Here is an 18,897-nt window from a genome sequence, read left to right as displayed (position 1 = left end):
TGTAACGCCTGTCAGGGCCGCAACGGTCCCCATGCCGGGTCCGACCCGTCTAGCGGCGTCGGCACGTGCCGCTCCACCCGCCCCGTCAGGTCCACCGTCCACAGGCTCGCCCGGCCCCCGCCGCCCTGACCGGACCGGAAGAACATCAGCACGCGGCCGTTGGGGGACCAGCTCGGCCCTTCGTCCTGCGCCGATCCCGTCAGCAGATGCTCGCCGCCGCCCGACGGGTCCATCACGCCGATGCGGAACGATCCGCCGAGCTTGGTGAAGGCGATCAGGTCGCCGCGCGGGCTCCACACCGGCGTCGCATAGCGGCCGCCGCCGAAGCTGATGCGGTGCTGGTCGGACCCGTCCGCGTTCATCACGTAGATCTGCTGCCCGCCCGAGCGGTCGCTCTCAAAGACGATCCTGGATCCGTCCGGCGAATAGCTGCCGCCGGTGTCGATGCCGGGCGAGGTCGTCAGCCGCTGCGGCGTGCCGCCACCGGCGGCCACGCGATAGATGTCCGAATTGCCCGCCTGGATCATCGAGAACAGGATGTACCGCCCGTCTGGCGAGAAGCGCGGCGCGAACGTCAGGTTCTGGTTCGCCACCACGCGGCGCGGCTGGCCGGACCCCAGGCTGTAGGTATAGATCGACGGCCGATCGCCCTCGTAGCTCATGTAGACGATCGTCTGCTGGTTGGGCGCGAACCGCGGCGTCAGCACGATCGCCTGGCCGTTGGTCAGGAAGCGGTGGTTGGCGCCGTCCTGGTCCATGATCGCGAGCCGCTTGACGCGGTGCGCCTTGGAGCCGGTCTCCGACACGTACGCCACTCGGCTGTCGAAATACGGGCCCTCGCCGGTCAGCTTGGTGTAGATGGTGTCGGCGCATTTATGTGCGGCGCGGCGCCAGTCGCCGGGTGCGACGACGAAGCCCTGGCGCGCGAGCTCGGCGCGGCTCGACACGTCGTACAGGTAGCAGCCGACCGTCAGCGTGCCGGCGCCGTCGGCGCGGATGAAGCCCTGCACCAGCGCCTGCGCGCCCGTCTGCCCCCAGGCGTCGAAGGCGGGCGCGGTCACCTCGGGGAACGACACCGGGCGCAGGCGATCGGGCGCGAGCGGGGTGAAAAGGCCGGAGTTCTTGAGGTCGGTGGTGATGATCTGGCTGAGCTGCCGGCCGAGCGCATCCGTCGAGCCGGCGGGCGTGTCCGCCACCGTCGGCGTCGGCATGTCGGGGATCGCGATCGGCAGCGGCGCGGTGGTGCCGCCCTCGACGTCGACGACCAGATCCTGCGCGGGCGCCGTCTGGCCTGCCGGGATGGCGGGCACCGGCTGGGTCCGGGGCGCGGGCGCCGGCACGGTTTGCGGCACGGGTGCGGCACCGAACAGCAGCGCAGCGAGAAGGGCAGGCAGGCGAGTCATCGCATCAATCCTCAGCCGGGCAGCTTGTAGCGGAGCGTGATGTTCCGCCAGCCGCCGGGCACGTCGTACAGGTCGTCGGGCAATCCGTGTAGCGGCGAGCATCCTGTGAAGGCGGCGATGCCCAGATCGTCCACCCGATCGAGATAGCGTCGATTGTCGTCATCCACACCATCATGGTTCACGACGCGCGGCGCCGCGGCGAGGCTGCCGTCGCGATTGAGCTTCAGGTTGATCGACACGCGGATGCGCTCGGCGCCCGGCCCGGGCGTGACCTGCCGGTTGGCGCAGGGCTGGATTTGCCGCTGGATCGCCGAGCCGATGCCGGCAAGCGCCTGCGCCCCGATCCGGGCGGCAGGCGCGGCGGCGGACGGGGCCGCCTTGCTCGGCGTATCCGTCAGCCCCTTGAGCAGATCGTCGCTCAGCCGCGATCCGCGCGGATGCGGCGCCTTGCCCTCCCCCGATCCGGTGCCGGTCGTCGGCGCCGGCTTGGCGGAGGCCTTGGCGGGCGCAGCGGATTTCGCGGAGGCCGCTTTGGCGGGCTTGGCAGGCGTGGCGTCCGTCGTCGGCTTTGCCTTGGCCGGTTTGGTGGGCGCCTTCTCGGCGGCGGGCTCGATCGGCTTCGGCTTCGGAACGGGTTTGGGCGCCGGCGCGGGCTTGGGTGCAGGCTTCGCCACCGGCTTTGGCGCGGGAACGGGTTTGGGGACCGGCTTGGGCTCGGGCGCCGGTTCCGGCTTGGGCGCGGGCTTGGGTTTCGGGGCCGGCTCGGGCGGTTTCGGCGCGGGCGCGGGCGGAACCGGCTCGGGAGCCGGCGGCAGGGGGGCCGCATCCTCGGGCGCGCCCTGGTCGGGAGCGGCGGACTGGCTCGGCGGCGTCGGCGCGGGCGGTGCGGTCTGCTCCGGCCCCACGTCCTTGACCAGGCTCACCTCGACCGGATGCTGCTCCAGCTTCTTGGGATCAGGCGCCACCAGCAGCCCGAGCGACAGCAGGCCGAACAGCGCCAGATGTCCGGCTGCGGCGACGCCCAGGCCGACCTTCTCCGTCCGGTCCATGCCCTCACCGGCCATCCGCTGTCCTCTAACGGCCGTCGACGTTGGTGACGAGCGCCACCCGGTTGAGCCCCGCGCGGTTGAGCTCGCCCATGACCCGCATCACCTTCTCGTACGGCAGCGTCCGGTCGGCGCGCAGCATCACTTGCGGCGGCAGGCCGAGCGGCGCGCGGGCGGCCAGCGCCTCAAGCCGATCGGGCAACGCGTCGTCGCTGACGGCTTCCTTGCCGATGAACAGCTTGCCCGACGCGTCGAGCGCGATGTCGACCGGCTTGTCCGCCTGCTCCACCGGCTTGGCGCGCGTGTCGGGCAGGTTGACGGGCACGCCGGCCGTCATCAGCGGCGCCGTCACCATGAAGATGATGAGCAGCACCAGCATCACGTCGACGAGCGGCGTGACGTTGATGTCCGCCATCGGCGCGGAACGGCCGCGACCGCGGCTGGAGGGTGTCATCGCCATCGCGTCAGCGCTCGCCGTCGAGCTGGCGGCTCAGCGTCGCATGGAATGCGTCGGCGAAGCGGTTGAGCCGTGCCTCGATCCGGATCACGCCATGGCCGAAACGGTTGTACGCGATCACCGCCGGGATGGCCGCGAACAGCCCGATCGCGGTCGCGAACAGTGCCTCCGCGATACCCGGCGCGACGACCGCCAAGCTGGAGTTCTGAGCCGACGCGATACCGGTGAAGGCGCGCATGATGCCCCATACGGTGCCGAACAGCCCCACGAACGGCGCGACCGAGCCGACGGTGGCGAGCACGTTCAGCCGATCGGACAGCCGGTCCACCTCCGCCGCCGCCGCCGATCCCATCGTAGTCGCCAGCCGCTCGCGCGTGCCCGACCGGTCGATCTGGCCGCCCGCGGTCGAGCGGCGCCATTCCTTGACGCCGGCGGCGAACACGCGCGCGATCGGCAGGTCGCGCTCGCCCTCCTTTTTGTGGAAGGCGTCGATGTCGTCCGCCGTCCAGAAATCGCGCTCGAACCGGTCGATGTTGCGCCGGGTGCGGCCGATCCGGCGCCAGAAGCTCCAGATGATCGCCCAGGTCCACAGGCTCGCGGCGAGCAGCCCCAGCATCACGATCCGCACGACCCAATCGGCCTGGATGAACAGCGCGATCGGCGACAGGCTGGCCGCGTCGGTGTTGAGCGCGAGATGGTTCATGCTTGCTTGCCCATGGTCTTGTCGTCGTCCCCTTGCGTCACGAGCGCCTCGAAGATGCCGCGCCACGCCGCCGGCTGCCGTCGCGGCCGCCCTCCGGGCGAGACGAGCGCGACCGTCAGGTCGGCGTCGATCAGTCTCTGGTCCGCTCGGCTGACCGTCTGCCGGATGGCGACGGCGGCGGCGCGGACGTGGCGGACCCGGCTGACGACGAGCAGCGCGTCGCCCAGCCGGGCGGGCGCACGATATCGGATCGCGAGGTCGGCGACCGCCCAAGCCCCCTCGCCCGCCTCCCACGCGGCCCGCTGATCGATGCCGGCGAGCGCCAGCATGTCCGACCGCGCGCGTTCGAGATAGCGGAGGTAATTGGCGTGGTAGACCACGCCCGACAGGTCGGTGTCCTCGTAGAAGACGCGCACCGGGAAGCGATGCTCGCCGCCCGCAAAGCGCCCTCCCTGCGGCTGATCGTCCCCCGGATTAACCATCCGGGCGCTGGTAGCCCAAGCCCGGCGGCGGGGGAAGGCGATTGGCTCGATCCGCGCAAGCGGATGCGGCACCGGCCCGCTGTTTAAGGGTGCCGAACCGGTCAGTCCGCCGGTAGCGCCGACAGGTCGAGTTCCATCCGCGGGTGCGCGGTCGGCTGGGTCGCGGTGGGTCCGGCAGCGAGCGCGATCACCGGCTCGGCGAAGCGAACCGGAGCGGGCTGGTATTGGGGCTGATGATCCGGCTGGGCGAACGCCGCATCCAGCACCGGCAGCTGCCGCGCCGCGAAGCCGGGCAGCGCGCCGGGAGCCAGGCCCTGCGCGTCCGCCATCACCCGCACCGCCGCCGCGCAGAACCGGTCGTGCGCCTGCGCCGTCGCGAAGAAATTGTAGAGCCGCGTCATCGCATGGTCGTACCGGTCCTGCCACTTGCCGCCGCCGGCGCGGAACTCGGTGGACAGGCCCGACTCGGCTGCCGTCAGCGCCGTCTTCTGCGCGGCGATCAGCGCGTTGTACTGCGCCGCCAGCGCGGCCTCCCCGCCCGCGCGGCAGCCGAGCGCGGCGACGTTGAGCGCCGCGCGCAGATGCCACACCGTCGCCGCCGACGAGAGGTTGGCGTTGATCTGCGACGGAGCGACGATCACCGGCAGCGGCGCCGCGTCCACCATCGCGACCGCGGGCGGCGCGTCGACGAAAGCCACTTTATGGTGCGCGCAAGCTCCCAGCGCGAGCGCGGCGAGGAGGGGGACGACGCGCAGGGCGCGAGCGAGCAGATGACGCGGCATGGTGGCGGCCCTTCGGATGGTCGGCACCGCTCTGCGCGTAAATGGTTAACGAACGCTCACGATTGGCCTGAAAGACGGGAGCAGGCTCCCCCACCGTCCATGCTGAGCTTGTCGAAGCACTGCCCTTTTTTCCTCCTTCACAACAAGAAGGACACCCCTTCGACAAGCTCGTCCTGAGCATCGCCGAAGGGCTCAGGTCAGACGGAAAGAAGGAAGCAAGGGGGAAGAAATGAGAAAAGAAGGCCGCTACCGCCCCCGTCGTCCCAGCGCCGCCGCCGCCTCGTCCACCAGTTCGGCCAGGATCGCCGCGACCGGCTCCTCGCGGCGGACCATGCCCACCGACTGCCCGGCCATCACGCTGCCATGCTCGACGTCGCCGTCGACCACCGCGCGGCGCAGCGCGCCCGCCCAATAATGCTCGATCGACAGTTGCGCCTCCGCCATCGCCACCCGCCCCTCGTCGAGATGACCCGCCACCTCGCGCTGCTTGGCGGTGAACAGCTCGCCGCCGGCGTTCTTGAGCGCGCGCACCGGGATCACGGGCAGCCGGGCATCGAGCTGCACCGACGCCACCGCGTCGCGCGCGCTCGCGCGGATGAACGCCTGTTTGAACGCGGGGTGGGCCACCGACTCGGTCGCGCACACGAACTTGGTGCCGAGCTGCACGCCCGCCGCGCCCATGTCGAGATAGCCCGCGATCGCCTCGCCGCGCCCGATCCCGCCCGCGACGAACACCGGCACCGCGTCGGCGATCTCGGGCAGCATCTCCTGCGCCAGCACGCTCGTCGACACGGGGCCGATATGCCCGCCCGCCTCCATCCCCTCGATCACCAGCGCGTCGACGCCCGACCGGATCAGCTTCTTCGCCAGCGCCAGCGTCGGCGCGAAGCAGACGACCTTGGCACCTCCCGCCTTTATAGCCTCCAGCGAGCCCTTCGGCGGCAGCCCCCCCGCCAGCACGACATGGCCGACGCGATGCGCGGCGCACACCGCGATCAGCTCGGTCAGCGCGGGGTGCATGGTGATGAGGTTGACGCCAAATGCCTTATCGGTGAGCGCCTTCGTCCCCGCGATCTCCGCGTCGAGCAGCGCGGGCGTCATCGCCCCGCATGCCAGCACGCCAAAGCCGCCCGCGTTCGAGATGGCGGCGACCAGATTGCGCTCCGACACCCACGACATCGCCCCACCCATGATCGCATAGGTCGAGCCGAGGAACGCCGCCCCACGCGCCATCGCGCGGGCGAGCCGGTCTCGGCCCGTGGCATCGAGCGTGGGCACGGGCTGGATCTCAGCAGGAGCGGCGGCGAGCGTATCGGTCATCCCGACGGCCTACCGCGCGCGATGCGCCGGGGGCAAGCGGGGCGGCGCGATCACGCCAGCACAAAGTAGGTAACAGTACTTCGCACCAAAACGCGATGTCGCGGCGGCGCGGGCAGGGCCTGCGCAGCGGCAGCGAGGGTACGGAGTTGTCAAAGAACGTTGTTAGGATTTCACGAGTTATCCAACATCGCAAGCCGGGGGGGGGGCATCACCTAGGTCGGCGCACCATCACGAACCCGTTCGTGTCGAGCGAAGTCGAGACACCTCGGGATACGTCCGCCCCATATCCCTCGACGTCGCTTAAGACGAACGGAAGCAGGGTAGGCAGATGAGTCGAAACCGCTTGCGGGGATCGCCGGGCTTGCCGGGGAGCGCCGGGCCACTCCCACTCGACAGGATGGAACACCCTCATGCCTGGATTTGAGGCATCGGAAACCGACATTGGCGGCGGAAAACTTACCGCGTACCACCAGGCAATGTCGCTCTACCGCAAAGCATGGCTGTTCATGGCATGGACCATGCTGGTTCTGATTGCCTCGCCACTCTGGCTATTCTGGCCGTTCATTCATTGGGGGCTGGTCGGAGCACTGCCTGGAATGGCGTTTTGGCTCGCTCACGGTGCGGCGTCGCTCTGGCTTTTTCGATGTCCGGAGTGCGGCACCTCGCCTTTCACCACGAGCACCTGCTTAGTCGGGATCAGTCATCCGTGGCCGCGTCGATACTGCTCGAAGTGCGGCCACGATCTGACATTAGCGTAGGTCCGCGATCGAGCCTCATCCCTTAACCGGCAGATGTCGCGCCAGCCGCGTCTGGAGAAGGCCGACGAGCGCCGGGTCCATGAACGCATAGTCGTCCGGTATGTCGAGGCAGATGATCGGCTTTCCGTTCAGCCAACGGCGGAAGCGTTGCCGTACCTTGGCGCGATGCTGTTTCTCCATGACGACGATCACGTCCGCCCACTCGACCAGCTCGCCCGACAGCGGGGTGTCGGCGCCCATGTTCGTGCCGGCCGAGGCCACTTCCAAATCGCGCCGGTGCGCGAACACCTGCTCCGCCGTAGGGCTGCGCAGCCGGTTCTGGCTGCACACGAACAGCACGGTCTTCACCGAGCTACGCCGCATCCAGCCCATAAGCCGTGTGCAGCACCCGCACCGCCAGTTCCGTCTCGTCCTCGTCGATCAGGACGCTCACCTTGATCTCGCTCGTCGAGATCGCCTGCACGTTGATGCCGCGGGCGCCGAGCGTCGTGAACATCGTGGCCGCGACGCCCGCATGGCTGCGCATGCCGACGCCGACGACGCTGATCTTGGCGACGCGCGTGTCGTGGACCATCCGTTCGTAGCCGATCGCGGCGCGCCCCTGCTCCAGCACGTCCAGGCTGCGCGCCAGGTCCGCCGCCGGCACGGTGAAGGTGACGTCGGTCGATCCCGTCGCCCCGTCATGGATGTGCGCGACGTTCTGGATGATCATGTCGACGTTGATGCCGGTGTCCGCCAGCGGCGCGAAGATGCTGGCCACCGCGCCGGGCCGGTCGGGCACCTGCGTCAAGGTGATCTTGGCCTCGTTCTTGTCGTGCGCGATACCGGTGATGAGCTGGCGTTCCATGTCGTCTACCTCTTCCTCCCCCACGATCATCGTTCCGGGCAGCGTGTCCGCCATCGGCGCGCCCTCACCATCTGGCGCGCCCGTAAAGGACGACAGCACCTGCACGCGCACGCCCTCCTTCATCGCCAACCCGACCGAGCGCGTCTGCAGCACCTTCGCGCCGACGCTGGCGAGCTCCAGCATCTCCTCATAGGTCACCTTGGCGAGTTTGCGCGCACGCGGGACGATGCGGGGGTCGGTGGTGTAGACGCCGTCGACGTCGGTGTAGATGTCGCACCGCTCCGCGCGCATCGCCGCCGCGACAGCGACCGCGCTGGTGTCGGAGCCGCCGCGGCCAAGCGTCGTCGAGCGACCGCCGTCGGTCACGCCCTGGAAGCCCGGGATCACCGCCACCTCGCCGGCGGACAGGCTCGCGTCGAGCGCGGCGGTGTCGATCGCGCCGATCCGTGCCTTGGCATGCGCGTCGTCGGTGCGGACCGGCAACTGCCAGCCGAGCCAGGAGCGTGCCGGCACGCCGATCGCCTGGAGCGCGATCGCGAGCAGCCCGCTCGTCACCTGCTCGCCCGCCGAGACGACCACGTCATATTCGGCCCGATCGTAGAGCGGCGACGCCTCGCGGCAGAAGCCGACCAGCCGATCCGTCTCCCCCGCCATCGCCGAGACGACCACCGCGACCTCGTGTCCCGCCTCGACCTCGCGCTTCACCCGCGCCGCGACCGAGCGGATGCGCTCGATGCCGGCCATCGACGTGCCGCCGAACTTCATGACGATGCGGGGACGTCGGCCAGGACGGAGGTCGGGACGGGATGCGCGGGAAGCCATCGGGGCGGGATTTGCCTTGCCGGATGCGGGGGCGGCCCTGATAGGAACCGGCCATGACGAGCGCAAGCGAGGCGGCCCCGACCGTCACCGACACGATGCCCCCGCCGGCGGAGCCGGGGATGATCGACCCAGCCGAGGCGGCGCATTTTGGGCGACAGGCGGAGCAGTGGTGGGATCCGAAGGGCTCGTCGGCGATGCTCCACCGGCTGAACCCCGTGCGGCTCGGCTTCATCCGCGCCGCGGCCGACGCGCATTGGGGCTGCAATTCCGCCGGCTTCCGCCCGCTCGCCGGCCGGCGCGCGCTCGACATGGGCTGCGGCGCGGGGCTGCTCGCCGAGCCGCTCGCGCGGATGGGGGCGGACGTCACCGGAGTGGACGCGGCGCCCGAGAACGTCGCCGCCGCGCGCGCCCATGCCGCCACGGGAGGCTTCGCCATCGACTATCGCGCGGGCAGCACCGGCGCGATTGCGGGCGAGCGGTTCGATCTGGTGTGCAGCCTGGAGGTCATCGAGCATGTCGTCGACCAGCCGGGGTTCGTCGGCGCGCTCGCCGACGCGCTCGCGCCCGGCGGGCTGATGATCCTCTCGACCCCCAACCGCACGCCGCTGACACGGCTGGCGCTGGTCGGCGCGGCGGAGGTGACGGGGCTGATCCCGCGCGGCACGCACGACTGGCACCGGTTCCTGACGCCCGACGAGCTGACCGGGATGGTGGAGGCGGCCGGGCTGACGGTGACGGGCACGCGTGGCCTCGGCCTCTCGCCGACTCGGGGCTTCGCGCTCAGCGACAGCCTGGCGCTCGACTATTTCCTCACCGCGACCCGGGGCTGAGATGACGGCGGCGCGCCGGCACTGGCTGCTGCTGGCGGCGCTGGCGCTGGTCCTGTGCGCGCTGGCGCTGGTACGGCCGGTGGACCATGACGAAAGCCAGTATGTCGCCGCCGCGGTGCTAAGCGCGCACCGGCTGCTCCCATATCGCGACTATGCCTATCTTCAGACGCCGCTCCAACCGCTGGCGTTCGCGCCGGTGGCGGCGCTGGCCGGAAGCTGGGCATGGCCGGCGCTGAGGATCGCGGACGCGCTGCTCGGCGCGGCCGCAATCGGGTTCGTCCATGCCGGCGCGCGGGCGGCGGGGGTGCGGTCGGGGGTGGCCCTGGCGGTGGCGGGACTGATGGCCTGCTCCGAGCCGCTGCTGTTCGGCGCCGGCACCGCGCGCAACGACGCGCTGCCGCTTGCCTGCCTGTCGGCGGCGCTGTGGCTGGCGATGAAGCAGGAGGATGCCGCGACGCGGCAGCGCGCGCTGGGCATCGGGCTGTTGCTCGGGGCCGCGGCGGCGACGAAGGTGAGCTACCTCCTGCCGCTCCTCGCCTATCTCGGCGCCGCGCGGGTCGATCGGCGGCGGCTACCGTCGGTGGTCGGCGCCGGGGTGCTGCCGGCGGCCGGGCTGGTCGCGTCGGTCGTCTGGAGCGCGCCGGCGGAGGCCTGGCTCGGCATCTGGACCTTCCCGCACGATGCGCCGGGGCTTTGGTACGGTGCCGGCTCGTGGCGCATGTCGCTGGCGGGCAAGGCTGTCGACCTGGCCAAGTTCCTCGCGCTCGGCCCCGCGCTGCTCGCGCTCGTGATCGTCGCGCCCAAGATAGTCGCACGAGGGCCGGTGGGATCACGCGAGCGGCTGTTGGCGGCGATGCTGGCCGCATGCCTGCTTGCCGCGATCGCGCCCGCGCCGACGATGCGGCAATATCTGGTGCCGGTATTGCCGCCGCTGTTCCTGCTGCTCGCGCTCGCCTGGGAGGCTCGACCGCCGGCAAGCGCATGGCGGATCGGCGCCATCGTGTTCGCGGTCGCCGGGCTCGCCCCCAGCGTCGCCGCGCTGGTCGACGCCGCCGGCGCCGGCCCGGCGATGGCGCGGGCGATGCATGACGGTGCGGCGATCCGGACGGCGATGGACCGGACGCAGGTCGTGCAGACGGTCGTCACCCTGTCGCCGCAATATCTGCCTGCCACCTATCGCCTGCCCGATCCGCGCTTCGCCACCGGACCATTCTATTTCCGGACCCGGAACCTGATCGATCCGGCCGCGGAGGCGCGCGCGCATCTCGTCTCGCTGGCGCGGATCGATGCGGGGCTGGCGATCCGGCCCGAGGGGATATTGACGGGCGGCGGCGTCGGTGACGCTCCGCTCGAGGCGGCGCTGGCGCAATGGGCGACGGCGCATGGCTATCGGCGCACGCCGGTGCCGGGTACGGCCTTCAGCCTCTATGTCAGGCCGCGATGACGCCCGCGCGCTTGGCGTCGATCAGCCGGGCGTAATAGCCAAGCAGGTCCTCGACATGCTCGCGATCGGTCCGCACCCGCCCGGCGGCCAGCACCGCCGCGCGCCGGACCATCGCGCGGTCGCGGCCGGCGAATCGCACGATCGCCGCCGCCAGCGCGCCCGGGTCACGCGCCGCATAAAGCTCGGAGGAATGCGGCTCGGCTACCTCCGCGCAGCCGCCGGTGTCGGGCACGATCAGCGGCAGGCCCGCGGCCATCGCCTCCGACGCGACCAGCCCGAACGGCTCCGCCTCCGACCCGTGCACCAGCGCGTCCGCGCTCGCCATGATCCGCGCCAGCCGCTCGCGATCGTACACCGGGCGGAACAGCCGGATGTGCGGGCCGCCACGCAGCCGCCGCTCGATGCGCGCACTGTCCATGCCGGTGCCGATCAGGATCAGGCCGACGGGAACGGATGCGCCCGCGCGCTGCACCGCCTCCACCACCATCGGCCAGCGCTTCTCGGGGTGATGACGGCCGAGCCCCAGCAGCAGCAGCGCCTCCGGCGGCAGGTCGCACTGCTCAAGCAGTGCGGCGCGCAGCCCCTCGTCACGCAATGTGGGGGAGAAATGTCCGCGCTCGATCCCCAGCGGCATCGCCGCGTCGATCCGGAGCCCGCGCGCGCGCAGCCGCTTCTCCAGCGCCGGCCCGTTGGTGACGACCGCATCGTACCGGTCGAGGAACCGACCCATGTAGCGTGAGTACCAGGCGAAACCGCGCTCGATCCGCTCGTGGCTCGCCACGCCCTCCAGCCACCGCTGCGCATAGGCAGCGACGTTGTCGTTGTGCATGAAGAACACTTTGGTCGCCCGGGCGACGGCATCTCCGTCCCACTGCCCGACGATCCACGCCGGACGCCACGGCGACGAGCATTCGACGAGGTCCGGTCGGTAGCGGTCGAGCAGCGCCGTTACCGGCGCGGCGTCCCAGAACAGGCCGTAGTTGCGGTCGAACGGCATCCCCGGCGACCGGACGTAGTGGACCATCCCGCCGCCCGGCCGCTCCTCGACGCGATCCTCCCGCCCCGGCGCGATGCAGATCAGCTCGTGGCCCAGTTCCGCCATGATGCCCATCTTGCGGTCGATATAGGTGCGCACGCCGCCGCCGCTCGGCGAGTAGAACTCGTTGACGTCGACGATCCGCACGGCTCGGCCGGTTACTTGGCCGACGAAGGCGAGAAGCCGAACATTCCGAGATATTGCGCCCGGATCGGGATGGGCGTCACGCCCGCGCCGACCGTTATCAGCGCCTCGGGCAGCTTGGGCTTGCCGAAGCCGAGCCGCCGGTTGCTGGGCGTGCCGGCGCCGTCGATCCGGTAATCGAACTTCATCTTGCCGTCGCGCTCGTGGATCATCACCAGCGCGTAGCGGCCAGGATGCGGCACGCGGACGCAGATCGCGACCGGACCCGCCTTGGGCGGGGCGACCGACACGCGGCGGAACACCTTGTCCTGCGCGATCAGTTCGTGGTCGCCCTTGAGGAAATCCTCGTCCGTTGCGGGGTATAGCTCCACCCGCACCGCGCCCTGCCGATCCTTCAGGCCGGTGATCGTCACCTCCACCGCTGGCCCGCCGCCGGGCTGGCAGGCGGCGGCATCGGCGCCGAGCGTCTGCGCGGCAGCGGGCCCGGCCGCGCCGGTCGCGAGGCAGAGGAAGGAAGCCGTCAGGGCGGCGAGGCGATGCATCGATAGGGTCATGCGTCGTTCCTAGCCACCACTGCCTGAACGCCGAACAACCCGATCAGGCCCAAGTGGATCAGAACGGTCAATGCCGCGGAAAAAGCCATCAGCTCGGACAGCGCCGCGTCATGTCCGATCAGCAGGATCGCGAGATTGGCGAACAGCATGTCCTTGTTGGGCACCAGCGGCAATCGCGACACCAGCATCCGGAGGGCCGCGAGCGCCAACCATAGCCCGATCGACGCGCCCGGCAACGCGTAATGCCATGCCAGCGCGATCAGGACCTGCCCCGCCAGCAGGCGAGCCCAGTGGACGCCGAACACCCACCACAAAGTGGGGCGCGGCAGCGAGAAGACCCGGCGCGAGAACAGCAGGAACGGCAAGGAGATCGCGATCGTCACCGCCGCCGAGCCGCCCACCAGCCGCAGCGTCTCCGGCGTCATCAGCGCGTGGACCAGCGGCACCGCGACCGCGATCATCGCCAGCGTCATCGCATTGCCGGCGATGGCGGACAGGATCGACACGTCCTTCACCGCCCCGAACGGCGCGGCCACCATCGTCGCCCGCGACCGCGCCCAGGCGTAGAAATAGGCCTCACCCGAATAGCCGAACACCACCTCGTTCGCGATCCGCTTCTTGATGAGCGCGACGAAGCCGGCGAACGGGATGCCCCACAGCCGACGGAAGATGACATAGTCGCCCGTGATCGGCGACAGGTACAGCAGACCGAAGAACAAGTAGAACAGCGGGCTCGCCGGCACCGTGCGGCTCAGCCCCGACAGGCCCGACGACAGCAGTTCACGCGCGAGCCCCGCGATCATCGCCGCCGACAGCAACCCTCCGATGATCGCGGGCCAGCGGCTGCGGATCGTCTCGAGCGGCTCGAGGCCGGCGATATCGGCCGCCACCCCGTCGGCGCGCGCCACGTCCATCCTGGCGTTCATCGACGCTCCCAAGTCTCCGGCACGCGACCGATATCGGCCCGGACCGACCGGCGACAGCCGGAGTGCGATAGGTGCTTGCGGACGAAAGTGGGCATCAGCATGGCATGCGGCAAGATGGCGCTCCACCGCTCCTCCTCCGTGTCCACGCCCGACGCTTGCTCCGTGCAGGCCGCGCATGTGCTGAGCTATGCGGACAGCCTGCGCGGCGGCGGGGTGGAGCGCGCGCTGCTGCGGCTGGCGGCCGGCTGGGTGGAGCGGGGGCGACGCGTCACGCTGGTGATCGGCGATCCGACGGGTCCGCTGGCCGCCGAACTGCCGGCGGGCGTTACGGTCGCGTGCGGCGCCCTCGCCGTCGCGGTCCGCGCGGCCGTACCCGACGTCGTCTTCTGCCCCGGCAACTATTACACCAGCCGCGCAGCCTGGATGCGCTGGCAGTTGGGCGCCGAGGCGCCGCCGATCGTCGCCAAGATGTCCAACGCGTTCGTGCGTCCGGATTTCGGCGCGGTCGGGCGGTGGGGAAACCGGCGCTGGCTCGCCTCCTACGGCCGTTTCGTGGATGCGCTGGTGGCGATGACGCCCGCACTCGCCGAGGAAGCGGCGGCGGTGACCGGCATCCCTCCGGCCCGGATCAGCGTGATCCCCAATCCGCCCGCGCACGTCCTGCCGTTCGCCGCGCCGACCAGCCTGCCCGCCGGGCGCTACGTCCTGGGCGTCGGTCGGCTGGTGCCACAAAAACGCTGGGACCGGCTGGTGGCGGCGCTGCCGCGTCTCGCCGACCCGTCGGTGGCGCTGGCGATCCTGGGCGAGGGGCCGGAACGCGCGCGGCTGCAGGCGCAGGCGGCGTCGCTGGGCGTCGCCGATCGGCTGTATCTGCCGGGCCATGCCGCCGATCCGATGCCGGCACTGGAGCGCGCAGGCGTGGCGGCGCTGACCTCCGACTATGAGGGCGTGCCCGGCGTGCTGCGCGAGGCGCTGGCGATGGGGACGCCGGTGGTCGCGACCCGCTCGAGCCGCGCGATCCCCGAGATCATCTGCGATCCCGCGCTGGGCACGATCGTCGCGCGCGACGATGCCGATGCGCTGGTGGCGGCGCTGGACCGCTGGCTCGCGCCCGGCGCCCGCCGCCCCGCTCCCGTTGCGGCGCCGGGCGAGGATGCCGCGAGCCGCTATCTGGCGCTGTTCGACACGCTGCTGCGCGAGCGAGGCCCAAGGCAGCGAACGGGGCCTTAGGCCGCGCCCTCCTCGCCTTTCTGGGCCGCCCGCTCCGAACTCCGCTCCAGCGCGACCTTCAGCACCGCCGTCAACGGATCGGCGATGACGAGGCCGATCACGCCGAACAGCGCGCTTACCAGTATCTGCATCGACAAGGTCAGCGCCGGCGGCAGGTCGACGGTGCGACGCGCGACGATCGGCACGACGATATAGCCGTCGAAGCTCTGCACCAGCGCCCAGGTGCCGGCGGCCCAGATGCCGGTGTGGGTGCCCGCGCTGAACCCCACCGCGATCATCAGCGCGCCCGTCACGAACGCGCCGATGTTGGGGATGAACGCCAGCAGCGCGGCGATGATGCCGAGCACGAGCGCCATCGGCACGCCGCCGATCTCCAGCGCGATCCAGGTCAGCACGCCCTCGGCCGCCATGCCGGTCAGCCGCCCGGCCATCAGCCGCCGTAGCGTCGTGCCCATCCGGCTGATCGTGATCGCGAACTCGCGGCGTTTCTCGGCCGGCACCATCCACTGCAGCCCGCGCCCATAGATGTCGGGCTCCATCGCGAAGAACAGGCCGAGCACCAGGATGAACACCATCGTCGTCGCCGCGCCCAGCGCGGTGCCGACATAGGACGACAGGCGCCCGAGCTGCCCCGCCGCCTGCTTCGCGAGGTCCGCGACCCCGCCCGTCTGCGGAATGATTCCCTGCCCGGTCAGCCACTGCACCGCGCGGTTGCCTTGCGTCTCCACCGTCGAGCGGAGCTGCGCAAACTGGCCGGTGATCTGCACGCCCGTCAGCACGAACGTGCCGATGACGAACAGCAGCGCGACCAGCACCACGATCAACAGCCGCCATCCGCGCCCGATCGGCAGCACCCGGCCGAGCAGGCGGACGCCGCCGTCGAGGATGGTCGCGACGATCAGCCCGGCGAAGATGATGAGGATCGGCTGGATCAGCACCACCACCAGCGCCATCGCAGCCACCAGCCCCAGCCACACGACCGCGCGTCGGAACTCCTGCCGCATCAGCGGATCGCTGACCTCGTTGGGGCTCGCGCCCTGGACGACCTCGACGCGGCGCCCCTCGTCGGTAGCGATCGCGGTGTGCGGCGCAGGGTCGGTCACGGAGACGCTCATCGCGTGCTTTCGGGATGGAGGGAGGTCACGGCGCGTCCGGGGCGGAAGGCGGGCAGCCAGGTCAGCGGGTTCAGCGTCGTCGACCCGTCGAGCGAGAAGGTGATGAACTCCGCCCGGCCGCCAAGATTCTCCCACGGCACCGGGCCGCCGAGCCCCTGGTCCGGCAAGCCGAGCGGGAAGCGGCTGTCCGCACTATGATCGCGATTGTCGCCCATCATGAACACGTGTCCGGGCGGGATCGTGATGGGGTTGCCGACACGGTAGTTGTCGCCTTGGCTGCCATCGATGTCGTCCACCGTCTCGAACGAGCGACCGTTGGGCAACGTCTCCGTCACGATCGGTAGACGACACGCGTCCGTCGCGCCGATGCGTACCACGATCCCGCCACCGCAGGTCGGCGTGCCGTCCGAGGCAAGCCCGTCCCCATATCGCGGCAGGTCGACATAATGTTTGGGCCCGCGCTTCACCGGTACGCCGTTCAGGATCACCGTCCCGTCGCGTACCTCCAGCCGGTCCCCCGGCAGGCCGATCACGCGCTTGATATAGTCGTTGTTGGTGCCGGGCGGCGTCACGATCGCGACATCGCCGCGCTCGGGCATATGGCCGAACAGCCGCCCGTGCTCGAACGGCAGTTCGACGCTCCAGCTCTCCTGCGGCGTGCCGAGCGCCGAGCGCAGGATCGCGAGCGGGTTGGGGATGGTCGGCGAGACGAACGACCAGCCATAGGCGAACTTGCTGACGACCAGCCGGTCGCCCACCTCCAGTCCCGGCAGCATCGATTCGGACGGGATGTAGAACGGCTTGGCGACGAAGCTGTGGAAACCCAGCACCGCCAGGATTAGCCAGAACAGCCCCTTGGTCTCGCTCCACACCGCGCTGCCGCGGCGCGCGGACGGTGTTGCGGGGGCAGCCACGGGCGTCTCGACGACGGTTCCGGCGGGCGGAAAAGCCGGCTCGGCCTGCGCCATCGCCCGCGGCGGCACGGCGGCTCCCTCGTCAACCATGCGCTTCAATCGCCTCGATTACGGCTTCGATGATGACGAACGCCTGCGCCCAGGGGTGGTCGTCGGTCATCGTCAGATGGACGCGGGCGACGTGGCCCGCAGGCGTGATGGCGTCAAGCCTCGCGCGCGCGCCGCCGGTCAGCGCCAGCGTCGGCGCGCCGGAGGGTGCGTTGACCACGCCGATGTCGCGCATGAACACGCCGGCGCGAAAGCCGGTGCCCACCGCCTTCGAGAACGCCTCCTTGGCGGCGAAGCGCTTGGCGAGCGTGCCCGCCCTGGTGAACGGCCGCCGCGCGGCGCGCGCGCGCTCCGCATCGGTGAACACGCGGGCCTCGAACCGCTCCCCGAACCGCTCCAGCGACGCGGCGATCCGCTCGATCGAGCAGAGGTCGGAGCCGAGGCCGAGGATCATGACGGTCCCACCAGACCGTCACCCCAGCGCAAGCTGGGGTCTCGTGCCGCGGGCGCAGGGCCCATAACTGCGAGACCCCAGCTTGCGCTGGGGTGACGGAAGGTGGCTTGGCTCCGCGGAAGATCATCCACGCGCCGCATCCATCGCTGCCCGCATCGCGCGCACCGCCTCCGCCAATCCCACGAATAGCGCATCCGCGATCAGCGCATGGCCGATGTTGAGCTCGCGCACCTGCGGGATGGCGGCGATCGGCGCGACATTGCCGGTCGTCAGCCCATGGCCGGCATGGACCTCGATCCCGTTCTTCGCCGCCAGCGCCGCAGCGTCCGCGAGCCGGCGCAGCTCTACCTCGCGAGCGCCGGCCTGGTCGGGGCCGTCCAGCTCGGCATAACGGCCGGTGTGCAGCTCCACCACCGGCGCGGCGAGCCGGATCGCGGCGTCGATCTGCTCGGCCGACGGCTCGATGAACAGCGACACGCGGATGCCCGCCTGCGCCAGCGCCGCGCACATCGGCGCCAGGCGCGCGAACTGGCCGGCGGCGTCGATCCCGCCTTCGGTGGTGCGCTCCTCGCGCTTTTCCGGGACGATGCACGCGGCGTGCGGCCGGTGACGAAGCGCGATCGCCAGCATCTCGTCGGTCGCCGCCATTTCGAGGTTCAGCGGCACCGGCAGTTCGGCGCGCAGCCGGGCGATGTCGTCGTCGCGGATGTGCCGGCGGTCCTCGCGCAGATGCGCGGTGATCCCGTCCGCCCCCGCGCTTGCCGCCAGCAGCGCCGCCGCCACCGGATCGGGATAGTCCGTCCCGCGCGCGTTGCGGACGGTCGCGACATGGTCGATGTTGACGCCTAGGCGAAGTCTCACGCTCACGCTTCGGCCTCGCTCGGGGCTGCACTCGGAACGGGCGCCCTGCTTCCCGGCTTCGTCATCGGGATCGCCGCCAGCTCGGGCGGCACCTGATCGGGCTCATAGCTCGGCACCGACAGGCGGACCAGCGGGAAGAAGGGCACGCCCAACTCCGCCGCGCCGTCCGAGCGATCGACCAGCGCCGCCGCCGCGACCGTTTTGCCGCCGGCGCGCGCGATCGCGGCGATCGCCTCGCGGGAGCTGAGCCCGGTGGTGACAACGTCCTCCATCATCAGCACGCGCTGCCCCGGCGACAGGCGGAAGCCGCGGCGCAGTTCGAACACGCCCGTCGGCCGCTCCAGGAACATCGCCTCCACGCTCAGTGCGCGCGCCATCTCGTGCCCGGCGATCACCCCGCCCATCGCCGGCGATACAACGGAGGTGATGCTCGCACGGATCGTGGCGGGGAGCTTGGCCAGCAACGCCTCGCACAGCCGCGCGCCCCGCGCCGGATCCATCAGCACGCGGGCGCATTGTAGGTACCGCGCGCTGTGCCGTCCCGACGACAGGACGAAATGCCCCTCCAGCAGCGCATCGGCGGCGCGGAACTCGGCCAGCACCTGCTCGTCCGTCATCGCTCGCTCCATCCGCTTCCAAGCCGCGCCTAGTCCGGCGACCGCGACTTGCGCAACGCATCACCGATCAACTCCGGCACAATTTCGGCTGCCTTGCCGCTTGT

20 protein-coding genes are annotated in these 18,897 nt (G+C 70.8%); 3 read left to right on the top strand and 17 right to left on the bottom strand.

The window, feature by feature from the left end:
• Window positions 1–11: 11 nt before the first annotated feature.
• The 9 genes from tolB to ACFE65_RS07175 all read right to left on the bottom strand — a co-directional run bounded on the left by tolB (window position 12) and on the right by ACFE65_RS07175 (window position 8,563).
• Window positions 12–1,403, bottom strand: a complete 1,392-nt coding sequence (gene tolB, locus ACFE65_RS07215; RefSeq protein WP_375381671.1) for a Tol-Pal system beta propeller repeat protein TolB — start codon at window positions 1,401–1,403, stop codon at window positions 12–14.
• 11 nt (window positions 1,404–1,414) lie between these two features.
• Window positions 1,415–2,467 carry a cell envelope biogenesis protein TolA gene (locus tag ACFE65_RS07210; RefSeq protein WP_375381670.1) on the bottom strand — a complete coding sequence of 351 codons (1,053 nt, stop codon included), beginning with the start codon at window positions 2,465–2,467 and terminating at the stop codon, window positions 1,415–1,417.
• Between the two features lie 10 nt (window positions 2,468–2,477).
• Entirely contained in the window at window positions 2,478–2,909 is a 432-nt protein-coding gene (gene tolR / locus ACFE65_RS07205; RefSeq protein ID WP_375381669.1) for a protein TolR, read from the bottom strand.
• 4 nt (window positions 2,910–2,913) lie between these two features.
• A complete protein-coding gene (tolQ, locus tag ACFE65_RS07200; RefSeq protein ID WP_375381668.1) occupies window positions 2,914–3,609 on the bottom strand; it encodes a protein TolQ in 696 nt (231 codons plus the stop codon).
• A complete protein-coding gene (locus ACFE65_RS07195; protein ID WP_375381667.1) occupies window positions 3,606–4,091 on the bottom strand; it encodes a YbgC/FadM family acyl-CoA thioesterase in 486 nt (161 codons plus the stop codon). Before ACFE65_RS07195 ends, tolQ begins: the two co-directional genes overlap by 4 nt.
• Window positions 4,092–4,192: 101 nt before the next feature.
• Window positions 4,193–4,873: a hypothetical protein gene (locus ACFE65_RS07190; RefSeq protein ID WP_375381666.1), complete on the bottom strand. Its 681-nt coding sequence runs from the start codon at window positions 4,871–4,873 to the stop codon at window positions 4,193–4,195.
• Between the two features lie 246 nt (window positions 4,874–5,119).
• Entirely contained in the window at window positions 5,120–6,106 is a 987-nt protein-coding gene (locus tag ACFE65_RS07185; RefSeq protein ID WP_375381719.1) for an NAD(P)H-dependent flavin oxidoreductase, read from the bottom strand.
• 860 nt (window positions 6,107–6,966) lie between these two features.
• Window positions 6,967–7,314, bottom strand: coding sequence for a low molecular weight protein tyrosine phosphatase family protein (locus ACFE65_RS07180; RefSeq protein WP_375381665.1), 348 nt, complete (start codon window positions 7,312–7,314; stop codon window positions 6,967–6,969).
• Complete coding sequence (locus ACFE65_RS07175; protein ID WP_375381664.1) at window positions 7,304–8,563, bottom strand: aspartate kinase; 1,260 nt, start codon at window positions 8,561–8,563, stop codon at window positions 7,304–7,306. Before ACFE65_RS07175 ends, ACFE65_RS07180 begins: the two co-directional genes overlap by 11 nt.
• Before the next feature lie 152 nt (window positions 8,564–8,715).
• Between ACFE65_RS07175 and ubiG the strand changes: the two genes are divergently transcribed.
• A complete protein-coding gene (gene ubiG, locus ACFE65_RS07170; RefSeq protein ID WP_375381718.1) occupies window positions 8,716–9,450 on the top strand; it encodes a bifunctional 2-polyprenyl-6-hydroxyphenol methylase/3-demethylubiquinol 3-O-methyltransferase UbiG in 735 nt (244 codons plus the stop codon).
• Between the two features lies 1 nt (window position 9,451).
• Window positions 9,452–10,894 carry an ArnT family glycosyltransferase gene (locus ACFE65_RS07165; protein WP_375381663.1) on the top strand — a complete coding sequence of 481 codons (1,443 nt, stop codon included), beginning with the start codon at window positions 9,452–9,454 and terminating at the stop codon, window positions 10,892–10,894.
• On the opposite strand, the gene ACFE65_RS07160 is transcribed toward ACFE65_RS07165, so the two are convergent.
• From ACFE65_RS07160 to ACFE65_RS07150, 3 genes are read right to left on the bottom strand one after another with little or no spacing between them, the layout of a single operon-like run.
• Window positions 10,881–12,077, bottom strand: a complete 1,197-nt coding sequence (locus tag ACFE65_RS07160) for a glycosyltransferase (RefSeq protein ID WP_375381662.1) — start codon at window positions 12,075–12,077, stop codon at window positions 10,881–10,883. The two genes, ACFE65_RS07165 and ACFE65_RS07160, sit on opposite strands and share 14 nt — an antisense overlap.
• A gap of 11 nt (window positions 12,078–12,088) precedes the next feature.
• On the bottom strand, window positions 12,089–12,628 hold the full coding sequence (locus tag ACFE65_RS07155; RefSeq protein ID WP_375381661.1) for a DUF2141 domain-containing protein: 540 nt from the start codon (window positions 12,626–12,628) through the stop codon (window positions 12,089–12,091).
• Window positions 12,625–13,554 (bottom strand): hypothetical protein, encoded by a 930-nt coding sequence (locus ACFE65_RS07150; RefSeq protein WP_375381660.1) that lies wholly within the window; start codon window positions 13,552–13,554, stop codon window positions 12,625–12,627. The genes ACFE65_RS07155 and ACFE65_RS07150 overlap by 4 nt, the downstream gene beginning before the upstream one ends.
• 99 nt (window positions 13,555–13,653) lie before the next feature.
• Here ACFE65_RS07150 and ACFE65_RS07145 point away from each other — a divergent pair, with 99 nt between their 5' ends.
• Window positions 13,654–14,784 carry a glycosyltransferase gene (locus ACFE65_RS07145; protein WP_375381659.1) on the top strand — a complete coding sequence of 377 codons (1,131 nt, stop codon included), beginning with the start codon at window positions 13,654–13,656 and terminating at the stop codon, window positions 14,782–14,784.
• Here ACFE65_RS07145 and ACFE65_RS07140 read toward each other — a convergent pair.
• The 5 genes from ACFE65_RS07140 to pyrE form a co-directional block, all read right to left on the bottom strand.
• Window positions 14,781–15,899 (bottom strand): AI-2E family transporter, encoded by a 1,119-nt coding sequence (locus ACFE65_RS07140; protein WP_375381658.1) that lies wholly within the window; start codon window positions 15,897–15,899, stop codon window positions 14,781–14,783. The genes ACFE65_RS07145 and ACFE65_RS07140 overlap by 4 nt on opposite strands.
• The gene (gene lepB / locus ACFE65_RS07135) at window positions 15,896–16,903 is read right to left on the bottom strand and encodes a signal peptidase I (protein WP_375381657.1); all 1,008 of its coding nucleotides are present in this window, start codon (window positions 16,901–16,903) and stop codon (window positions 15,896–15,898) included. The genes ACFE65_RS07140 and lepB overlap by 4 nt, the downstream gene beginning before the upstream one ends.
• Window positions 16,896–17,315, bottom strand: a complete 420-nt coding sequence (gene acpS / locus ACFE65_RS07130) for a holo-ACP synthase (RefSeq protein WP_375381656.1) — start codon at window positions 17,313–17,315, stop codon at window positions 16,896–16,898. The genes lepB and acpS overlap by 8 nt, the downstream gene beginning before the upstream one ends.
• Before the next feature lie 123 nt (window positions 17,316–17,438).
• The gene (locus tag ACFE65_RS07125; protein WP_375381655.1) at window positions 17,439–18,182 is read right to left on the bottom strand and encodes a pyridoxine 5'-phosphate synthase; all 744 of its coding nucleotides are present in this window, start codon (window positions 18,180–18,182) and stop codon (window positions 17,439–17,441) included.
• Window positions 18,179–18,793, bottom strand: a complete 615-nt coding sequence (pyrE, locus tag ACFE65_RS07120) for an orotate phosphoribosyltransferase (RefSeq protein WP_375381654.1) — start codon at window positions 18,791–18,793, stop codon at window positions 18,179–18,181. The genes ACFE65_RS07125 and pyrE overlap by 4 nt, the downstream gene beginning before the upstream one ends.
• Window positions 18,794–18,897 lie beyond the last annotated feature (104 nt).

The organism is uncultured Sphingomonas sp. (genome assembly GCF_964237335.1).
GTDB lineage: Bacteria > Pseudomonadota > Alphaproteobacteria > Sphingomonadales > Sphingomonadaceae > Sphingomonas.
This window is presented reverse-complemented; position numbering and strand designations above follow the sequence as displayed.

Excerpts from the sequence above, each read along its gene's own strand:
- tolB (WP_375381671.1), bottom strand. The coding sequence starts at position 1,403 with ATGACTCGCCTGCCTGCCCTTCTCGCTGCGCTGCTGTTCGGTGCCGCA.
- ACFE65_RS07210 (WP_375381670.1), bottom strand. The coding sequence starts at position 2,467 with ATGGCCGGTGAGGGCATGGACCGGACGGAGAAGGTCGGCCTGGGCGTC.
- tolR (WP_375381669.1), bottom strand. The coding sequence starts at position 2,909 with ATGGCGATGACACCCTCCAGCCGCGGTCGCGGCCGTTCCGCGCCGATG.
- tolQ (WP_375381668.1), bottom strand. The coding sequence starts at position 3,609 with ATGAACCATCTCGCGCTCAACACCGACGCGGCCAGCCTGTCGCCGATC.
- ACFE65_RS07195 (WP_375381667.1), bottom strand. The coding sequence starts at position 4,091 with ATGGTTAATCCGGGGGACGATCAGCCGCAGGGAGGGCGCTTTGCGGGC.
- ACFE65_RS07190 (WP_375381666.1), bottom strand. The coding sequence starts at position 4,873 with ATGCCGCGTCATCTGCTCGCTCGCGCCCTGCGCGTCGTCCCCCTCCTC.
- ACFE65_RS07185 (WP_375381719.1), bottom strand. The coding sequence starts at position 6,106 with ATGGCGCGTGGGGCGGCGTTCCTCGGCTCGACCTATGCGATCATGGGT.
- ACFE65_RS07180 (WP_375381665.1), bottom strand. The coding sequence starts at position 7,314 with ATGCGGCGTAGCTCGGTGAAGACCGTGCTGTTCGTGTGCAGCCAGAAC.
- ACFE65_RS07175 (WP_375381664.1), bottom strand. The coding sequence starts at position 8,563 with ATGAAGTTCGGCGGCACGTCGATGGCCGGCATCGAGCGCATCCGCTCG.
- ubiG (WP_375381718.1), top strand. The coding sequence starts at position 8,716 with ATGCCCCCGCCGGCGGAGCCGGGGATGATCGACCCAGCCGAGGCGGCG.
- ACFE65_RS07165 (WP_375381663.1), top strand. The coding sequence starts at position 9,452 with ATGACGGCGGCGCGCCGGCACTGGCTGCTGCTGGCGGCGCTGGCGCTG.
- ACFE65_RS07155 (WP_375381661.1), bottom strand. The coding sequence starts at position 12,628 with ATGACCCTATCGATGCATCGCCTCGCCGCCCTGACGGCTTCCTTCCTC.
- ACFE65_RS07150 (WP_375381660.1), bottom strand. The coding sequence starts at position 13,554 with ATGAACGCCAGGATGGACGTGGCGCGCGCCGACGGGGTGGCGGCCGAT.
- ACFE65_RS07145 (WP_375381659.1), top strand. The coding sequence starts at position 13,654 with ATGGCATGCGGCAAGATGGCGCTCCACCGCTCCTCCTCCGTGTCCACG.
- ACFE65_RS07140 (WP_375381658.1), bottom strand. The coding sequence starts at position 15,899 with ATGAGCGTCTCCGTGACCGACCCTGCGCCGCACACCGCGATCGCTACC.
- lepB (WP_375381657.1), bottom strand. The coding sequence starts at position 16,903 with ATGGTTGACGAGGGAGCCGCCGTGCCGCCGCGGGCGATGGCGCAGGCC.
- acpS (WP_375381656.1), bottom strand. The coding sequence starts at position 17,315 with ATGATCCTCGGCCTCGGCTCCGACCTCTGCTCGATCGAGCGGATCGCC.
- pyrE (WP_375381654.1), bottom strand. The coding sequence starts at position 18,793 with ATGACGGACGAGCAGGTGCTGGCCGAGTTCCGCGCCGCCGATGCGCTG.